15 protein-coding genes are annotated in these 19,309 nt (G+C 50.7%); 11 read left to right on the forward strand and 4 right to left on the reverse strand.

Annotated elements, in window-relative coordinates:
• Window positions 1-115: 115 nt before the first annotated feature.
• Both DXD65_RS01405 and DXD65_RS01410 read left to right on the forward strand, forming a co-directional pair.
• Window positions 116-2,962, forward strand: a complete 2,847-nt coding sequence (locus DXD65_RS01405; RefSeq protein ID WP_057253295.1) for a TonB-dependent receptor — start codon at window positions 116-118, stop codon at window positions 2,960-2,962.
• Window positions 2,963-3,054: 92 nt separating this feature from the next.
• On the forward strand, window positions 3,055-3,888 hold the full coding sequence (locus tag DXD65_RS01410) for a helix-turn-helix domain-containing protein (protein WP_005836344.1): 834 nt from the start codon (window positions 3,055-3,057) through the stop codon (window positions 3,886-3,888).
• Window positions 3,889-3,899: 11 nt separating this feature from the next.
• Here DXD65_RS01410 and DXD65_RS01415 read toward each other — a convergent pair whose 3' ends face one another.
• The 4 genes from DXD65_RS01415 to DXD65_RS01430 all read right to left on the reverse strand — a co-directional run bounded on the left by DXD65_RS01415 (window position 3,900) and on the right by DXD65_RS01430 (window position 8,703).
• Window positions 3,900-5,594 carry a heavy metal translocating P-type ATPase gene (locus tag DXD65_RS01415; RefSeq protein ID WP_117887295.1) on the reverse strand — a complete coding sequence of 565 codons (1,695 nt, stop codon included), beginning with the start codon at window positions 5,592-5,594 and terminating at the stop codon, window positions 3,900-3,902.
• A 70-nt stretch (window positions 5,595-5,664) separates the two neighbouring features.
• Window positions 5,665-5,976 carry a heavy-metal-associated domain-containing protein gene (locus DXD65_RS01420; protein ID WP_035457917.1) on the reverse strand — a complete coding sequence of 104 codons (312 nt, stop codon included), beginning with the start codon at window positions 5,974-5,976 and terminating at the stop codon, window positions 5,665-5,667.
• Between the two features lie 28 nt (window positions 5,977-6,004).
• Window positions 6,005-8,221, reverse strand: a complete 2,217-nt coding sequence (locus DXD65_RS01425; protein WP_035448220.1) for a TonB-dependent receptor — start codon at window positions 8,219-8,221, stop codon at window positions 6,005-6,007.
• A gap of 83 nt (window positions 8,222-8,304) precedes the next feature.
• Window positions 8,305-8,703, reverse strand: coding sequence for a hypothetical protein (locus DXD65_RS01430; RefSeq protein WP_034532772.1), 399 nt, complete (start codon window positions 8,701-8,703; stop codon window positions 8,305-8,307).
• A gap of 138 nt (window positions 8,704-8,841) precedes the next feature.
• Here DXD65_RS01430 and DXD65_RS01435 point away from each other — a divergent pair, with 138 nt between their 5' ends.
• The 9 genes from DXD65_RS01435 (at window position 8,842) to DXD65_RS01475 (ending at window position 19,229) form a co-directional block, all read left to right on the forward strand.
• Window positions 8,842-9,708 (forward strand): DUF3298 and DUF4163 domain-containing protein, encoded by an 867-nt coding sequence (locus DXD65_RS01435; protein ID WP_035448218.1) that lies wholly within the window; start codon window positions 8,842-8,844, stop codon window positions 9,706-9,708.
• A gap of 37 nt (window positions 9,709-9,745) precedes the next feature.
• The gene (gene rsmG / locus DXD65_RS01440) at window positions 9,746-10,366 is read left to right on the forward strand and encodes a 16S rRNA (guanine(527)-N(7))-methyltransferase RsmG (RefSeq protein ID WP_009036902.1); all 621 of its coding nucleotides are present in this window, start codon (window positions 9,746-9,748) and stop codon (window positions 10,364-10,366) included.
• 15 nt (window positions 10,367-10,381) lie between these two features.
• A complete protein-coding gene (locus DXD65_RS01445) occupies window positions 10,382-11,020 on the forward strand; it encodes an MBL fold metallo-hydrolase (protein WP_035448216.1) in 639 nt (212 codons plus the stop codon).
• Window positions 11,021-11,051: 31 nt separating this feature from the next.
• Window positions 11,052-13,901, forward strand: a complete 2,850-nt coding sequence (gene gcvP, locus DXD65_RS01450) for an aminomethyl-transferring glycine dehydrogenase (protein WP_117887296.1) — start codon at window positions 11,052-11,054, stop codon at window positions 13,899-13,901.
• Complete coding sequence (gene trhA / locus DXD65_RS01455; RefSeq protein ID WP_230372703.1) at window positions 13,901-14,563, forward strand: PAQR family membrane homeostasis protein TrhA; 663 nt, start codon at window positions 13,901-13,903, stop codon at window positions 14,561-14,563. Before gcvP ends, trhA begins: the two co-directional genes overlap by 1 nt.
• 117 nt (window positions 14,564-14,680) lie before the next feature.
• Window positions 14,681-15,505, forward strand: a complete 825-nt coding sequence (locus DXD65_RS01460; RefSeq protein WP_117887297.1) for an ABC transporter ATP-binding protein — start codon at window positions 14,681-14,683, stop codon at window positions 15,503-15,505.
• Window positions 15,502-16,296 carry a hypothetical protein gene (locus DXD65_RS01465; protein ID WP_117887298.1) on the forward strand — a complete coding sequence of 265 codons (795 nt, stop codon included), beginning with the start codon at window positions 15,502-15,504 and terminating at the stop codon, window positions 16,294-16,296. The genes DXD65_RS01460 and DXD65_RS01465 overlap by 4 nt, the downstream gene beginning before the upstream one ends.
• A 3-nt stretch (window positions 16,297-16,299) precedes the next feature.
• The gene (locus DXD65_RS01470) at window positions 16,300-16,668 is read left to right on the forward strand and encodes a GntR family transcriptional regulator (RefSeq protein WP_009036896.1); all 369 of its coding nucleotides are present in this window, start codon (window positions 16,300-16,302) and stop codon (window positions 16,666-16,668) included.
• Between the two features lie 230 nt (window positions 16,669-16,898).
• Window positions 16,899-19,229: a TonB-dependent receptor gene (locus tag DXD65_RS01475; protein WP_117887299.1), complete on the forward strand. Its 2,331-nt coding sequence runs from the start codon at window positions 16,899-16,901 to the stop codon at window positions 19,227-19,229.
• The last annotated feature ends 80 nt before the right edge of the window (window positions 19,230-19,309 follow it).

The raw sequence follows: 19,309 nt of genomic DNA on the forward strand, positions 1-19,309 counted from the left end.
CCGAATTTATCTTAAATATGTAGCATCAATTCATAAAAATACACCTTGATAATCTGATAATATCTCACGTACTTTGCAAACATTCTGATATAACTATTCACAAAAAGACAGACTTATGAAAAAAAGAATTCTAATAACGCTATTCGCAGCGTTACTGTTCAGCTTTTCCATATCTGCACAGATATTGAAGGGGCACGTATATGATGCAACGACCAATGAACCGCTTGCAGGGGCATCGGTCACCTACAAGCTGAAAGACACGCAAGGCGTAGTGACCGACATAAACGGTGCATACGAAGTACACCTGCCGGCGGGAGGTGTAGATTTGGTATTCAGCTACGTGGGATATGAGGATGTGCCAATGCCCATCGTCATCAGCAAAGGAGACATTATGCAGAAAGACGTGTACATGAAGGAAAGCACCAACCTGCTGGAAGATGTCGTGGTCTCGGCCGGACGGTTTGAACAGAAGCTGAGCGATGTGACGGTCTCCATGGATTTGATAAAGGCCAGTGACATTGCCCGCCAGGCTCCCACAGACATCACCTCGACACTGCAGACCATTCCGGGGGTGGATATCATCGACAAGCAACCCAGCATTCGAGGCGGTGGCGGCTGGACTTACAGCGTAGGTGCCCGCAGCCTGGTACTGGTAGACGGGATGAGCGTGCTCAGCCCCCAAAACGGAGTCATCAACTGGAACAGCGTACCTCTGGAAAATGTGCAGCAGGTAGAGGTCATCAAAGGAGCCTCCAGCGTGCTCTATGGTTCGTCGGCCCTGAACGGCATCATCAACATACGCACCGCACGGCCGGGACTGACCCCTCAGACCCGTTTCAGTGCCTATGTAGGAATCTATGACGACCCCGACAACAGCGATTACCAATGGAGTGACAAATCTTTCTGGAAAGAGGACAAATATCCGGTAAAGCCCTTGTTGCGCAACAGCCTTTTCAGCGGTGTACGCAATCCGCTCTACGAAGGTTTCGACCTCACCCACTCCCGCCGCATCGGTAACTTTGACGTCAGCGGCGGACTGAATCTCTTTACCGACGAGGGCTACCGCCAACAAGGTTACAACAAACGTTTCCACATCAACGGAAACCTCACCTACTATCAGCCGGATATGGGTATGAAACTGATGAACTACGGTTTCAACGTGGATTTCCTTTCCAACAAGTACGGGGATTTCTTCATCTGGCGCTCGCCCGGCGAGGCCTACCGCCCCTCTCCCTTTACTAATATGGGACGTGAGTCCAACAACTTCCGCATTGACCCTTTCTTCAACTTCACCAATCCTGAAAGAGGTACTTCACACAAAGTAAAGGGCCGTTTCTACTACAGTGCGGACAATGTGGTACGCCCTACACAATCCGCCTCCATTACGGATATTCTGGGCAACATGGGCACCGACGCACAAGTCATCCAGAACATTGCCAATGGAGACTACACAGCCCTCCAGCCACTGATGACCGGAGTTATCAAATGGCTGGGAAGCAACAAGCTGAGTGATTTGATGGACGGTGTCTTCGGCTCTCTGGACAACATATTCCCCAATGCCACCACTGCCGACTATTGCGACCTCATCTCCTGGGTAATGAGCAACGGCCTGCCGTCTGACATGGGAGGACTGCTTGAAGGGAAACTACCCAGCGACCTGGTTCCCTGGCTATCCGGTGTACTCAATCCGAAGCGCAATCAATCACCAACACGGACGGACAAGAATTACGACTATTATCTGGACTATCAGTTCAACAAGAAATGGGACGGCGGCGCACAAATCACCACGGGTCTGACTTACGAACATATCCGCACCTTCTCCGGCGAAACGGAAGAAGTACATCAAAGTGACAATGTTGCCGCCTATATGCAATACGACCAGCGCTTCTGGGACCGCCTCAGCGTATCGGCCGGTGTACGTGCCGAATACTACCGGATAGACAAGCACTACCGGGAAGCCGACACAAAGGTTTTCGGGAGCAAGATTCCTTTCCGCCCCGTGTTCCGTGCCGGGCTGAACTACCAGCTAGCCGATTACAGCTTCCTGCGTACCAGCTTCGGCCAGGGTTACCGTAATCCCTCCATCACCGAGAAATACCTTCGCAAAGACATCGGAGGTGTAGGTGTATATCCCAACTACAACGTACAGCCGGAAAAAGGATTCAATGCCGAGCTGGGATTCAAGCAAGGGTACAAGGCAGGCAATTTACAAGGATTTGCAGATGTCGCCGCTTTCTATACCCAATACAAGGATATGGTGGAATTCCAGTTCGGCCTATTCAACAATGCGGACCTGAGCATGATAAACAGCGTTACAGACGCCATACAAATGCTGAAGAACGGCAAGGGTTTCGGCATCGGGGCACAGTTCCACAACGTGTCCAAAGCACAGATTTATGGAATGGAAATCAGCACCAACGGCATGTACACCTTCAACAAAAACGCCAAGCTGCTCTATAACCTGGGATATGTATATACCGAACCGAGGGATGCCGACTACAAGAAACGCAATGCCCTGGAGAACACCTATACCGACCCGCTTCAGATGAAGGAGAAAAGCAATGACGGCAAGTACTTGAAATATCGTCCGAAACACAGTTTCAAGGCCACGCTGGACTTTCAGTGGAAACGCATCAACATAGGTGCCAACGTAAACTGGAAAAGCAAGATACTTGCCGTGGACTATATTATGCTGGACGAACGCAGCAAAAGTGAACCTGACCTGCTGGACTACGTGCGCGGCATCCTCTTCGGCTCGTCCAACGGGGAAACCCTGGCATCCTATTGGAAAAAGCATAATACGGACTATGCCACAGTGGACATGCGCTTCGGGGTGAAAGCCACCAAGGAAGTAGCTTTCCAGTTCATGATAAACAACCTGCTGAACAAGGAGTACAGCTATCGTCCCATGGCAGTGGGCGCGCCACGTACTTTCGTCGTAAAGATGGACGTTACATTTTAAAAAAAGAACATTTCATTTTAAAAACAGAATGTCTTCCGTTACTTTTTCCCGGAAAAGAATTACCTTTGTGCGAACTCTAAACGACAAAGCGTATGGAATTTCCTCAAGTCGACCTGCCAGTAGACATGATTGCATGGACTGAAGTAACGGAAGACATTCTAAACATATACAAACAGTCGTGCCGCCTGAAAGCATGCATCTTTGCACTATGCATAGAAGGTTCCATCACGGTATCCATCAACTTGATGGATACGGAAATCAAGCAAGGGGATTTTATCACCCTGCTTCCCGGAACCATCATACAGTTTTACGAACAAAAGGAAAAAGTGTGCCTGGGATTCGTGGGGTTTTCTTCCCATTGCCTCAATGGAGTCAACCTCATCCAGTCTACATTGAGCTCCTTCTCCAACATACTGGAGTATCCGGTACTGGCTGTCAACCCTACCGTCGCCTCCTATTTCAAGGACTATTTTGCCTTATGGGCACGCATCACGACCGGTCCCTATCCTCCCGATACAAAAATGGCTCAAAGCACATTGAACTTGCTCCTCAGCGGCATAGACAGAATGTATTGCCACCGTCCGCAGATGCAAAAAGGGAACAAGAGCCGGAAAGAGGAAATATGCCGCGAACTGGTGCAGCTCGTCATCGAAAACTATACCCGCGAACGCCGCGCGCAATTCTATGCCGACAAACTGGGCATCTCCCTGCAACACCTCAGCACCACCGTGAGGCAGGTGACCGGCAGAAATGTATTGGACATCATCGCCCACGTCGTCATCGTAGACGTGAAAGCCAAGCTGAAATCAACCAACATGACCATTCAGGAGATTGCCTATTCCCTGAACTTCCCCAGTGCTTCCTTCTTTGGAAAATACTTCAAGAGGCACATGGGCATGAGTCCGCTGGAGTATAGGAACAGCTGAGAATACAGCCGTCAGAACCTGGAACTCAGACGAAGGCTGCTCAAAGCCACGGATACACAGGAAAGAGCCATGGCAGCACCTGCCAGCGCAGGACTCAGCAGGATGTCATAGACGGGATAGAGTACTCCGGCCGCGACAAAGATACCCACTGTATTATAGATGAAAGCCCAGAACAGATTCCGGTACATGAGGCTCACAGTCTGGCGAGACAACCGGAAAACTTTGGGCAACAGCAGCAGGTCTGAAGTCCTGAGAGTAATCATGGCGGTGTCCATCAACGTATCGGTCCCCTTTCCCATGGCAATGCTTACATCAGCACAGCTCAAGGCTTGCGCATCGTTCACGCCGTCACCTACCATGGCGACCGTTTTACCCTGAAGCTGCAGCTTATGGATGAAATCCTCTTTGTCGTCGGGCATGGCATCAGCCACAAAACGCATGATACCCAAACTGCCGGCCACGGAAGAAGCTGTACGCTCACCGTCTCCCGTAAGCATGCATATCTCGATGTCCTGGATACGCAGTTCCCGGATAGCTTCCATAGAAGTCACCCGCAACTGGTCCTTGATGGCAATAACGGCAAGTAAATCGTTCTCACGCCCAAAGTAGACAATACTGTTTCCGTCCGATTCATATTGTGTCAGCATATCGGCCAGGATATCCGACAAATTGGCTTGATAATCTTTCAGCAGTTTATGGCTTCCTACCCAATATTCCGCACCCTGATAGACCACTCTGACACCTTTTCCGGTAATGTTTTCAAAACCGTCCAGGTGGGCAGGGATAACCTGCTCCTCCCCTTCCAGGGCCGTAACGATTGCTTCTGCCAGAGGATGGTCCGAAGTAGACTCGGCAGCAAGCAGTACATCTTTATAATGCTCCTCCTGCCCTTGCGCCCACAGCCAGCCTATTACCGTAGGATGTCCTTCTGTCAAGGTCCCGGTCTTGTCGAATACCACCACATCCACATTGCGCATCTGCTCTAAAGCGGAAGTGTCCCTGATAAGGATATGATTGCGGGCAGCTTTATTAAGGCCCGCCGCCAAAGCTACTGGAGTGGCCAGCCCTACCGCACACGGACAAGCCACCACCAATACGGACAAAGCGGCAAACAGACCGTGTGACACTACATCTATGCCTCCGAAGAACACCCATATAAAAAAGGTCAGCAGGGAAATGATGAGAATGACCGGGACAAAAAGCTCGGCAACGCGGTCGTCAATGCGTTGCTTCTCCGGCAGTACGCGGGCTGCGTTATGCTGCCAGCCTCCCAACCGGCAGATAGCCGCCGACACATTTCGCCGGGCACGTTCCTCCATAAACTCGCCAGTCAGGGAAAAAGCGATGATGACGGCGGCAACCCCATAATAGACATGCGGTTCCAGCCCGATGCCCAGCCAATAATCCGGGAAGAAAGTGTTGAACACACTGAACAGAAAAGCCACAGAGGTGGTAAGCGCCACCAGACGGTCTATATTGTTGCGGCCCGACCGGGTTCCCTTCCAGGCACCGGCATAAAAAGGAGCGCCGAAAAACAGCAGTACCGGAATTGCCAGTACCATCTGTATTTCACGGGTATAGGGTACATGCACAAAGACTGTAGAAAACAGTATCAGTACGATGGCAAAAAGCCATGCACCGACGACGCGCAATCCCGTGCTGTGCATATCCGGCACGGGATGTGCCTTAGTAATTATATTGCTCATTCGATTTATTTTTTAGATGGTTGTTGTTCCGCTTTAATAAAGCAACAACTGGAATGAGCAGTTTGTTCAATTACTTCTTATCGTCCTGCTTGGTTTCCTTGACAAACTCCGCTTCATAATGGAACTTTTGGAAACCTTCTTTCAACTTTTCCACATTGGTCTTGTCGGCATCATACGTGATGGTTACCGTCTTTGTCTTCAGGTCTGTGTGGAAGTCCTTCAGTCCCTTCTCAAAACGGATGTTATTGTTTATCTTCCTTACACAGTTCTCACACTTCATCTGTGCTACCTTGAACACGGCTGTACGGATGTCTTTCGCCATTGCGGCAGATGCACAGAAGAGTACAACTGCCAAAGTCATTAAAAATCTTCTTGTTTTCATTGTTTCGCTATTGATTTAATAAATAATATTATATTCTCGGCAAGTTAAAACGGACACCTACATAGGCTTTTGCCCCATGCATCGGTCCCCACACCATCGTAGCGTCAAAGTTGCTTCCCCAGGGATTGGAAGCATCAATGATGGGGTTTTTCTGCTTGAAGTTTGTCAGGTTCTCGCCACCGACGTATATAGACCAGCGACGGAAATAGCGCGTCACCTGGGCACTCAACTGCTCGAAGCCGCCATAGCGCCTTTCCCACGACCAGTTGCCGTCTGTCAGTTCGTATGGAGCCGGCATGCGCCCGCCACCGTTCAGTTGCAAAGTCACATCAAACTGCCACAATCCCAAAGGTGTCTGATAAGAAGCCGTCAGCAAACCTTTATACTTGCTGGTAAGGGGTTTCTCCATCAGCTCTCCGTTGTAATTCGTTTTGGCATCCGTCCAACGGTAAGCCGCGGTAAAGGTGAAACCCGGGAAGAACGGATAGCTTGCCTCCACCTGCACTACCTGCGAATAGGAACGGCCGTAAAGGTTGTAGAACAGAACGGCATGCGGGTCCGTATCCATATCCACCACCACCTGCTTGCGGAAATCCGTGTAATAGTATTCCGCATTCAGGTTCAAGGTTTTGCCGAACAAGGGAATATAGGCGGAAGCGCTTGCGCCATAGTTCCAGGCCTCATCCTGGTCAAGACGTTTGGCGATGTCTATCCGGCGGCTGCTTGCCAGCAGGTAGTTATTCTCGGCCAGCACATGGTTTGTGCGGTATCCCTTTCCTGCCGAAAGACGGAAATGTACATACTCGTTGGGATTGTACTTCACATGGAAACGCGGAGTGACGAAATAGCCGTACTCACTGCTATGGTCGCCGCGGATACCACCCATCAGCACCAGTTTATCGTCCCAGTTGTAGGTGTACTGCACGTAGGCGCCGGGGACGGCTTCTTTGGTGAATTTCTTCGTCAAAGGCTGTGCGGCGTCATTGTCCAGGCGATAGTGCTGGTCGTAGGAGTCATAGTTGAAGCTCAGTCCGGCAGAAAGGCTTTGACGCTTGGTCAGTTCCGTCTCGAACAGCAAGGAGGCATAAGCGTTGTGCTGGTCCACATCGTAGATTTTCCGTCCGTACAAGGCATCCTGCTTGTGCAGGGAGCCGGAAAGGATCAATGCCAGGTTGGTGTTCTTCTCCTTATTGAATATATAGGCGTTCTTGGTGAAGGCTTCGTAGCGGTCGGTACCTATACTTATCTTATAAGGGTCTGCCAGGGACGTTTTGCCATGGCTGACTTGCCCGCTGTTGCGGTCTTCCGTAAGCACTTTGATGCCTGCCTGGAAGACGTAGCGGTCGCCCATGTATGCCCAGCGGTTCCAGAGGTTGTACTGCTCCACACGGGGGATGTCGGCAAAGCCGTCGTCGTTGCTGTCGTGAGCTTTGGTCTCATTCTCGTAATGCGCCAGCAAAGAGGTGCTCCAACGTTTGGAGAGTTTCACCGTGGCATCGGCATTGGCTTCGTAGCGGTTGGTGCTGCTGGCAAAGAGGTTGGCGGAGAACCAATCGGCCTCGGGCAACTGGGGTTTCTTGAATTCCACATTAATTTGTCCCGTGATGGCCTCATAGCCGTTCTTCACGGACGAACTGCCCTTGCTCACCTGAATACTCTGCATCCATGGCCCGGGTACATAACCCAGTCCGTAGGGGGCGGCAGAGCCGCGGTAGTTGGGGATATTCTCCGTCATCATTTGCACATACGTACCGGACAAGCCGAGAAGCTTGATTTGCTTGGCACCGGTGGCGGCGTCAGAGTAGGTGACGTCCACCGAGGGATTGGTCACAAAACTCTCTCCCAGGTTACAGCAGGCGGCACGACTCAACTCGGCGCTACTTATCATATCTTCATTCATCACACTGTTGCGCAGCTTCATGGTGCCCAACTTACGGCTGACCACATTCACCTCGCTCAGTTCCACCCCTTCGCGCAAGACAATGTCGAGCGTCTCATTGCGGTTACTGACGTGTATCGTATCGTTCTCAAAACCGATAAAGCTGACTACAAGCATATGCTTGTCATTGGGTTTGGACAAGGAGAAAGTACCGTCCGCCGAAGTGGTGGTACCTTGGGTGGTTCTCTGCCAGAAGAGGTTGGCACCCGCAATCGGGTCGCCCAAATTATCCTTTACCGTTCCCTTTACCTGCGCCTGCAAGGCGGTGAAAGAGAACAGAAGAATGGCTATCAAACTATATTTCATTTCTGTTTTATACTTAAAGAAGTGATTAAAAAACAAACAGTTCCCTCCGGACAATTCATGTCATTGCCCCGTATAAAACAACACTAAATGAGAAGCGTGGAATAGAGCGCCAGATAATGACGCGAGCCGACGACATATGGCGGTGCTCCTGAAACAACTCTCGGAGTACAAGCCACCTGCGGCAAGGAGTGATCAAACAGCGGCAGTTGCTCGCAAAACAGTGTAAGGAATGGCACGAACGAAACAGACTCGTGTGCATGCTTCACGAAATCCACCTTGTAGTAGACGGCTGTACAGCCGGTATCCTTGCATGTTTGCCGTGAGGCACGATGTGCATTATGGCATTTGGAACAGCCGGAGGTGCAGCAACTTTGTGTCGTCTCGCATCCGGCACAGCAATACTGAACTACAGAAATCCCCACTCCGCTTATAATGATAAGGGAGGAAAAGAGTACAGCCAGTATGTAACGGAGTTCCTTCATAAGCGCTGCAAAGATAGAAAGTTTTAACCGTTTGCCGGAATTAATTTTTCCTTTTTTATGTGTGCAGTTCGTTAATAAGTTCTATATTTGTCGATAAAGTTTTTTGATTGATATGTTGATTTATAAACGAAACTCAATATGAAAAAGCAAACTGTCAGCCTACTTGTCCTTCTGCTTGCGGCAAGCGGCTTTTTCTTTTCCTGCGGTAACACCGTGAACAAAAACGCATACGCGTTGGAGTTCGACAGTATACAAGTAAACGAAACCGTACATCTCTTCGGAGACACAGCCAAGCCGGCCTGCAACCTCATCCTCAACGTTGCCTACGCCAGCCAGTCATCCGACGTAAGGCTGAAAGACAGTCTGAACACCTTCTTCCTCTCTGCCTGCTTCGGCGACAAGTACATGGCGATGACACCCGAAGAAGCTGTCAAGAAATATACGGAGAAATATGTCGGCGACTACCGCAATGACCTGGAGCCGATGTACAAGAAAGACGAGGAGGACAAGCAGGACGAGCAGAGCATAGGAGCCTGGTATTCCTATTATAAAGGAATCGAAAGCCATGTGCAGTTGTGCAATACCTTAGTACTGACCTACCGTATAGATTACAACGAATATACCGGCGGCGCACACGGCATCTATATGTCCACCTTCCTCAACCTCGACCTAAAGACCCTAAGCCCCATCCGCCTGGACGACCTCTTTGAAGGCGACTATAAGGAAGCGCTGACCGACTTGCTTTGGAAACAGCTGATGGCAGACAACAACGTCAGCACCCGCCAAGAGCTGGAGGACATGGGCTACGCCACCACCGGTGACCTGGAGCCTATCGAGAATTTCTACCTGGACCCAACGGGAATCACCTTCTATTATAATGTATATGAAATTGCCCCATACGTAATGGGAGCAACCAAAATCACGTTGTCTTATGAGGACATAGCCCCTCTGATGAACGGTAAATTCATTGTATTAAGCAGCGCTATAAAAACAGACGGCGAATAGGAACTGTAATCAATTGTCTATCAACATAAAATTCACAATGGATTTAATACTCAAATATTTCCCGGACCTGACGGAAGAACAGAAACGGCAGTTTGCCGCACTCTACGACCTCTATCTGGACTGGAACTCTAAGATTAATGTCATTTCACGCAAAGATATAGAGAACTTGTACGAACACCATGTGCTGCACTCTCTGGGCATAGCCAAGGTAATCAGGTTCAGACCGGGGACACAAATTATGGACCTCGGCACGGGAGGAGGCTTTCCGGGAATCCCGCTTGCCATCCTTTTCCCCGAAGTACAATTCCATCTGGTGGACAGCATCGGAAAGAAAGTACGCGTAGCCTCCGAAATAGCCAACAGCATCGGGCTGAAAAACGTCACCTTCCGCCATGCCCGCGCAGAAGAGGAAAAAGGGAAGTTCGACTTTGTGGTGAGCCGTGCCGTGATGCCACTGACAGACCTACTGAAGATTATCCGCAAGAACATCTCCTCCAAACAGCAGAATGCATTGCCCAACGGACTGATTTGCCTCAAGGGGGGCGAATTGGGAAACGAAACCATGCCCGTCAAGAACAAGACTACGCTGTGGGACCTGAAGGAGTTCTTTGAAGAGGAGTTCTTCGAGACAAAGAAAGTAGTATATGTAGGGGGATAAATCTAAATACATAATATGAAAATAAAGAGATTTGAGTTTAATATGTTCCCGGAGAACTGTTATGTGCTTTGGGACGAAACCAATGAAGCGGTCGTCATTGACCCGGGCTGTTTTTATGAAGAAGAAAAGCAGGCCTTGAAAAACTTCATCACCAAGAATGGGCTGAATGTGAAACATCTGCTGAATACCCATCTGCATCTGGACCATATCTTCGGCAATCCTTTCATGCTGAAAGAGTTCGGTCTGAAGGCCGAAGCCAACCAGGCCGATGAGTTCTGGATTGACGAAGCGCCGAAACAAAGCCGCATGTTCGGCTTCCAACTGCAGGAAGCCCCCGTGCCCCTGGGCACTTATCTGCACGATGGAGACATCATCACCTTCGGCAATACGAAACTGGAAGCCATCCATGTGCCGGGACACTCGCCGGGCAGCCTGGTGTACTATTGCGCGGCAGACCACTGCATGTTTTCGGGGGATGTGCTGTTTCAAGGCAGCATCGGCCGTGCCGACCTTGCCGGCGGCAACTTCGACGAACTGATAGAGCATATTTGCAGCCGTCTGTTCATCCTGCCCAACGACACGATTGTCTATCCCGGACACGGAGCACCGACTACCATAGGAATAGAAAAAGCGGAGAATCCGTTCTTCCGGTAAATATACAGCAAACTTTTAAATCATTACAGCCATGAAAAACGACCTATTGGCCTACCGCCACATCGGCATCAGCGAAAAAGACGAGGAGAAGATGCTCCAAAAAATAGGAGTGAAAAGCCTGGACGAGCTGATTGATAAAACCATTCCTGCCAACATCCGCCTGAAAGAACCGCTGGCTCTGCCCAAGACAATGACGGAGTACGAATTCGGACAGCACATTGCAGGACTGGCTGCCAAAAACAAACTTTACACAACCTATATCGGTATGGGATGGTACAATACCATCACTCCTGCCGTTATCCAACGGAATGTATTCGAGAACCCCGTTTGGTACACTTCCTATACCCCCTATCAGACCGAAGTCTCACAAGGACGCCTGGAAGCCCTAATGAACTTCCAGACTGCCGTATGTGACCTCACCGGCATGCCCCTTGCCAACTGCTCCCTGCTGGACGAAGCGACTGCCGCAGCCGAAGCCGTGACGATGATGTACGCCCTGCGTCCGCGCGACATGCAGAAATCGGGTGCCAACGTGGTATTTGTAGACGAAGCCGTCTTCCCGCAGACACTGGCGGTAATGACTACTCGCGCCATTCCGCAAGGTATCGAGCTGCGTATAGGAAAATACCATGAAATGGAATTCACGCCGGACATCTTCGCCTGCGTACTGCAATATCCCAACGCCGCCGGCAACGTGGAAGATTATCGCGCCTTCGTGGAAAAAGCCCATGCGGCCAACTGCAAAGTGGCCGTTGCAGCCGACATACTGAGCCTCACCCTGCTCACCCCTCCGGGAGAATGGGGAGCCGACATCGTCTTCGGAACCACACAACGGCTCGGTACCCCGATGTTCTATGGAGGGCCGTCGGCAGCCTACTTTGCCACCCGTGACGAGTACAAGCGCAATATGCCGGGACGCATCATCGGCTGGTCGAAAGACAAATACGGCAAGCTGTGCTACCGCATGGCGCTGCAAACCCGCGAGCAGCACATCAAGCGTGAAAAGGCGACTTCCAACATCTGTACCGCGCAGGCACTGCTGGCTACAATGGCAGGCTTTTATGCCGTATATCATGGTCCGGAAGGTATCCGCACCATTGCGGAACGCATCCACAGCATTGCCGTATTCCTGGAAAAGAGCATCAACAGACTGGGGTACAAGCAGGTCAATGCACAATATTTCGACACGCTCCGCTTTGCACTACCCGACACCATTTCGGCACAGCAGATACGTACCATCGCTCTAAGCAAGGAAGTGAACCTGCGTTATTTCAAGAATGGAGATGTAGGCATGAGCATTGACGAAACTACGGATATAGCTGCCGTCAATGTACTGCTCTCCATCTTTGCCATTGCCGCCGGAAGGGATTGGGAAAAGACAAGCGACGTACCCATGGCAAGTAGCATCAGCGCGGAGATGAAGCGCCAAAGTGCCTATCTGACACACGAAGTATTCAACAAATACCATACGGAAACGGAGATGATGCGCTACATCAAGCGCCTCGATCGTAAGGACATCTCACTGGCACACTCCATGATTTCCCTCGGCTCGTGCACCATGAAACTGAATGCCGCCGCAGAGATGCTGCCGCTCAGCCGTCCGGAATTCATGAACATGCATCCCCTGGTGCCCGAAGACCAGGCCGAAGGTTACCGCGAACTGATAAGCAACCTCAGTGAAGAGCTGAAAATAATTACCGGCTTTGCCGGCGTCAGCCTGCAACCAAACTCCGGTGCGGCAGGCGAATATGCCGGACTCCGCGTCATCCGCGCCTATCTGGAAAGCATCGGGCAAGGACACCGCAACAAGGTGCTGATACCGGCATCCGCACACGGCACCAACCCGGCATCCGCCATCCAAGCTGGCTTCACCACCGTGACCTGCGCCTGCGACGCACAAGGCAATGTGGATATGGCCGACTTGCGTGCCAAAGCGGAAGAAAACAAGGATGACCTCGCCGCCTTGATGATTACCTACCCTTCCACACACGGTATCTTTGAAACGGAAATAGTGGAAATCTGCCACATCATACATGCCTGCGGTGCGCAGGTATATATGGACGGCGCCAATATGAATGCCCAAGTGGGCTTGACGAATCCCGGCTTTATCGGTGCGGACGTCTGCCACTTGAATCTGCACAAAACGTTCGCCTCTCCTCACGGTGGCGGCGGACCGGGCGTAGGTCCCATCTGCGTGGCAGAGCATCTGGTTCCGTTCCTTCCGGGACACAAATTGTTCGGCAATGCAGCAAACCAGGTGTCCGGAGCTCCCTTCGGCAGCGCAGGTATCCTCCCCATTACTTACGGCTATATCCGCATGATGGGAACAGAAGGGCTGACGCGTGCCACGAAGATAGCTATCCTCAGCGCCAACTATCTGGCAGCCTGCCTCAAGGATACGTACGGCATTGTTTACCGCGGTGCTACCGGCTTCGTGGGACACGAAATGATATTGGAATGCCGCAAGGTGCACGAAGAGACGGGCATCAGTGAAAACGACATCGCCAAACGTCTGATGGACTACGGCTATCATGCCCCCACCCTCTCCTTCCCGGTACACGGCACACTGATGATTGAACCGACGGAGAGCGAAAGCCTTGCCGAACTGGATAACTTCGTGCAGGTGATGCTGACCATCTGGGACGAGATTCAAGAAGTGAAGAACGGCGAAGCCGACAAGACGGACAACGTGCTGGTGAATGCCCCGCATCCCGAATACGAAGTGGTAGCCGACACGTGGAAGCACAGCTATACCCGCCAAAAGGCAGCCTACCCGATAGAAAGCGTGCGCGAAAACAAGTTCTGGGTGAACGTGGCACGTGTAGACAACACGTTGGGAGACCGTAAACTGTTGCCCACATGCTATGGATGCTTCGACTGATGAAAAGAAAGCGTAACGGACTATTTTATAGTAAAAAAGAAGAAACCATCAATTCCATCTCCCATGGCATCGGCATTGCCATGGGAGTAATTGTAAGTACACTATTCCTGATAAAATGCTACCAGGCACAGAATCTTTGGGCAGCATGCGGCGTATGGCTCTATCTGTTCGGTATGGGCGGCTCCTATCTTGCCTCCACACTCTACCACTCCCTGAAACATCATAATCCGTGGAAACGACGCTTGCGGCATTGGGACCATGCAGCCATCTATTGGCACATTGCAGGCAGTTACTCCCCCATCACACTCATTGCATTGAGAGAGGACGGCGGTTGGGGCTGGGGACTGTTCGGCTTCGTCTGGCTATGCGCCATCATCGGCACTGTTGTCAGCTTCCGCAAGATGGAGGAGCACAGTTACGTGGAAACAGTGTGTTACATCCTGATGGGACTGTCCGTACTGGTAGTATTCAAGCAGCTTTTCGCCCTCTCCCCTACAGCCTGCTACTGGATTATTGCCGAAGGAGTATGCTACATCACGGGAGCTGCTTTCTACTCCTTGCGCAAGGCACGGTACATGCATTCGGTTTTCCATTTCTTTGTATTGGGCGGTTCAGCCTGCCACATGGTGGCTGTATGGGACATACTGGTGAAGATGCTGTAAGCAAACGGCAAGCGCACAACCGCTAAAAGAAGTTAATAAGTATCTCTTTCCCTTGCTTTTCTCCATAACTTACCCTACGTTTGCAGTGTTGTACATCGGTACAACACTAATAAAGTTATGATAACGATAGAGAACACAAGCTACGGATACAAGTCCAATCCACTTATTTTCAACAACATATCTTTGGAAATAGGAAACGGTATATATGGACTTCTGGGAGAAAACGGCGTAGGCAAAACGACGCTGATGCATCTCATCTGCGGACTACTCTTTCCCAAAAACGGAAAGTGCAGCATAGACGGAAGAAACACGGCAGAGAGACAGTCCGAAGGGTTGGCCCGTTACTTCTTCCTGCCCGAAGAGTTGCAGATGCCTACCGAAAGCATCGCCAGCTTCGCTGCACGCCATTCCGTATTCTATCCACATTTCAATCAGGAAGAATTCAAGCTGAACCTGGAAGAGCTGAAAATCAACCGGAAACAAAAACTCTCTTCCATCTCCTACGGACAACAGAAGAAGGCAATGCTGGCATACGCCTTTGCCCTGCATACTCCATACATCCTGCTCGACGAACCGACAAACGGGCTGGACATCACCTCCCGCCAAGCCTTGAAACGTATCATCAGCCGCAGCATGGACGATGAAAGCACGCTGCTCATCTCCACCCATCAGGCGCACGACTTCGAGAATCTGCTGGACCATCTCGTCATCCTTGGCAAAGGCGAAATATTACTGAACCGTTCGCTGGACGAAATCAGTAACCGGCTTCTCTTTGCCCGTACGGACATCCTGCCGGCAGAAAGCATCTACAGCGAACAAGACTTGTCGGGCCATTTCTCCATTCTCCCCAACGAGGACGGAGAAGAGAACACACCGGACATCGAACTGCTGTATAAAGCGGTGCTGCAACAACCGGAAAAGATAAAGAGCATGTTTCAATGAAAATCCATCATACAAACAGAACTATGAACGCAACTTTTAATCTGAAACGCTTCCTGCTACTGGAACAATATAAAAGGAATGAGACCGGCAGGCACCTGCTTTGGTCGGCAGCCGTCGTATCGTTCATCTGCATCCTGTGCATCCTCTACGACATAAACCGCGGTGGAAGTTACTACGGCAAACATACCTCTGCCACCGAATTCTCCCGCTACGTACTATGGTTTATCCTCATGGCCCCCTGCCTGCTGGAAACAAATTTCAGCAAACGCAGCTCCACTCTCGATATACTGCTGCCGGCATCGGCATTCGAGAAGTTCCTGCATGTCTGGATAAAATACCTGCTGCTGCTTCCCCTATTCTGCGGTCTACTGATAGCCTGCCTCAAAGGTCTGCTGTCCTTAAGCGGCAGCGAGTTCCTGCAGTATTTTGCAACGCACATCACGATGTTCCGGATACACAACACCCAGATACTGACCTATGTAATCCTGCATGCTTCCGCCTTCATCGGCTACTTCGCCTTCAGCCGGCAAGTCCTGCTGAAAAGCTTTACCATCTTTGTAGGCTCCATTGCCGTCTGCATAGGAATTGTAACTTTTGTGGCCTCCCTCATGCCCGAAGCCAGAGCGGACGGATACTGGATAGACAACATTGCCACATGGCCCAACACCAACTATCCGTTGTCGGCCGGTGCACAAGCCATCGTGACTTTCTGCAATTATGCGGCTCCCATCAGTGTGCTGCTCGGTTCATGGGTATCGAGCTACTTCCTGCTCAAAGAAAAACAACTGTAGCCTATGGACTTCAAGACCAACAAGCCGATATACCAGCAGATTGTAGACTTCTGTTTCAGCAAGATTCTCACCCGCGAATGGCGGGCAGAAGAGCGGGTGGTATCCGTGAGGGAGCTCTCCACACAACTGGCAGTGAACTCGCGCACCGTGCTGAAGGCCTATGAATACCTCCAGACGGAGGACATCATCTACCCGGAACGGGGAATGGGGTTCTACCTCTCCAAAGATGCGGTGAAGAAAGTGATGCGAATACAGAAGAAAGAGTTTTTTGACAACCAGCTTGCCGACATGTTCCGCAGCATGGAGCTACTCGGCATCAGTATAGAAGAAATAACAGAACGATATAACAAACTTAAAAAAGACGGTTCATGAAGAGATACGCAAAGACTGCATTATGGATTACCTTCGGACTCCTCTTCGGACTTACGATTGTCAAAGTTTCGACACTGATGTACGAGATTTATTCCTTCATGCATTCCTGACTTTCATCGGACAGACGAGGAAAGTATAAACAACTGACATACAAGCTTCAGCATCTTCCCTTAGCGGGAAGAGTGACTTTTACATCCCTATCCAACAGTAACAGACTAATACAAACGATTATGAAAACCCAACTTTTTTTACTATTGCTTGCCCTCTCCGTACTCAGTACGCAGGCACAGAGCCTCTCCATCAAAGGACGCGTCACGGACGCCTCGCAAGAAGCAGTTATAGCCGCCAATGTGTCATTATGGACCATAGACTCTACTTTGGTGACCGGAGTAACCTCGGATGCACAAGGCAAGTTCGCCCTCCCTAAAATCAAGGCAGGCGATTACCGCCTTTCCATCTCCTTCATCGGCCTCCAAAGTGAAAACATACTGCTGAAACTGAATAAAAGCCTCGACCTGGGCGATGTACAGTTGCAGGAAGATGCCGTAAGCCTCGGTGAAGTGACGGTATCCGCCAGCAATGTGCTGCAGCGGGTAGACCGGCAAATCATCCTGCCTTCCGAAAGCCAGCTGAAACGCTCGTTCGGTGCCTACGACCTGCTGAACAATCTCGGCATTGCCCGTCTGCAAGTGGACAATCTGAGCAACAGCATGAGCGTCAGCGGTGGCGGGTCCGTACAAACCCGTATCAACGGCATTAAAGTGACAGACAAGGAGATAGCGGCCGTCAGAGCCAAAGACGTACTGCGTGTGGAGTTCATCGAAGACCCCGGCAAGCAGTACGGAGACGATGAACTGGGCGCCGTAGTCAACATTATCCTGCGCCGCCGCGAAACGGGCGGTGTTGTGAACTTCCAACTCTCCGATTCGCCCCACACCCTATGGGGAGAGAATTTCCTGAGCGCGAAGTTCAATTACAAGAACTCCGAATGGGGCATCGACTACTTCAACAAGAACGGCAAGTATCACAGCCGCCTCGAATCCCATGAAACCTTCTATCTGGGCGACCGTACCATCGACCGCATCAAGGAAGGCATCGAAGACGAGTCTCCCTCCCTGAGCTTCATCAACAACCTGAATCTGACGTACAATCTGACGAAAGCGGACAAATATGTATTCAATGCCATTTTCCGTAACAACCTCAGCAATGCCCCCTACCAGAATGAACTCAACAAGATGTGGGCAGTGGGCAGCACGGAGTCCATCTATTCGTACGTCAACAACCACACATCCAGCTACTCTCCGGCGCTCGACCTTTACTTCCAGCATACCCTGCCCCATCAGCAGAGCATCCAGATGAATGTGACGGGAACGCTCATCCATACCAAGAACAACCGGAAATACAAAGAGTACAAGGACGAGAACGTACCGCTGGCGGACATCCAGACATTAGTGGACGGCGACAAGCGCTCCGTCATCGGCGAAGCCATTTATGAAAAGAGCTTCAAGGAGGTGAAGCTGAGCGGCGGTGCCCGCCACTATCAGATGCGGACAGAGAATGAGTATAAAGGTTCCAACCCTACCACTTCGAAGATGGACCAGTCGCAGACATCCGCTTTCTTCGAGGTGCAGGGCAAGGTAAAGGACTTCAGCTATGCGGGCAGCGTAGGCATGACGCGCGCCTGGTTCAAGGAGAGTGAGGAAGACCATGCCTACTATACCTTCACGCCCACCGTGCGGTTGAGCTATAATCTGAAGAAGGCGGGATTCCTGCGCTACCGGTTCAACATCAGTCCTGCCATACCGTCGCTCGGCTCGCTGACTGATGTGGAGCAGGCGATGGACACGATACAGATAGTCCGCGGAAACCCGTTGCTGAAAACGTATCAACAGTTCACGAACTCCTTGTCTTACAGCTATTCGAAGAAGCAGTTCAATGCCAATCTGAGCGTACGCCACCAGTATTATGACAATCCCATCATGGAAAGCATCTTCGTGGAGGACGGCAAACTGATACTGAAGGATGAAAACCAGCGGTCGTTCCAAAGCCTGAATACGGAACTGATGGCCGGCATAAATGGCGCTACACTGTTCGGACTGAAAGATTTCCTGACGCTTTATGCTTCGGGAGGATATACGCGCAGTTGGTCGGAAGGCCTGAACTATAGCCATATGTACGATGAATTCTATTACAGCGTGATGGCACAAGTGCAATATAAAGACTTCTCGCTGCTCGGGCAGTTCCGGAAAGTGCAGAACAATTTCTTCGGCGAAACCATCAAGAAGAACGAAAACCAGACGGCATTCATGGCAATGTACACCCGGCGTAACCTTCAGGCGGGAATCGGTATTATGTTTCCTTTCACCAATAACTATAAAGTGGGAAAAGAAAGAATCAGCAAAGTGGCTCCTTTCCGTTCCGAGACATTCGTCAGGGAGACGGGACAGATGGTCGTGCTGCGCGTGGGTTATACATTCGAGTTCGGACGCAAGCACAAGGCAGGCAACAAGGGGCTGAACAACAGTGATACGGACAGCGGCATCATCAATATGCAGCGATAACCCATTTCCTCTGTGAAGAGGAAGCCCAACGGAGAGTGGCGGAATTATACGTTATTTTGCTTCATGTATGATTAATTACC

The sequence above is a fragment of the Bacteroides sp. 4_1_36 genome (assembly GCF_003466325.1).
Classification (GTDB): domain Bacteria; phylum Bacteroidota; class Bacteroidia; order Bacteroidales; family Bacteroidaceae; genus Bacteroides; species Bacteroides uniformis.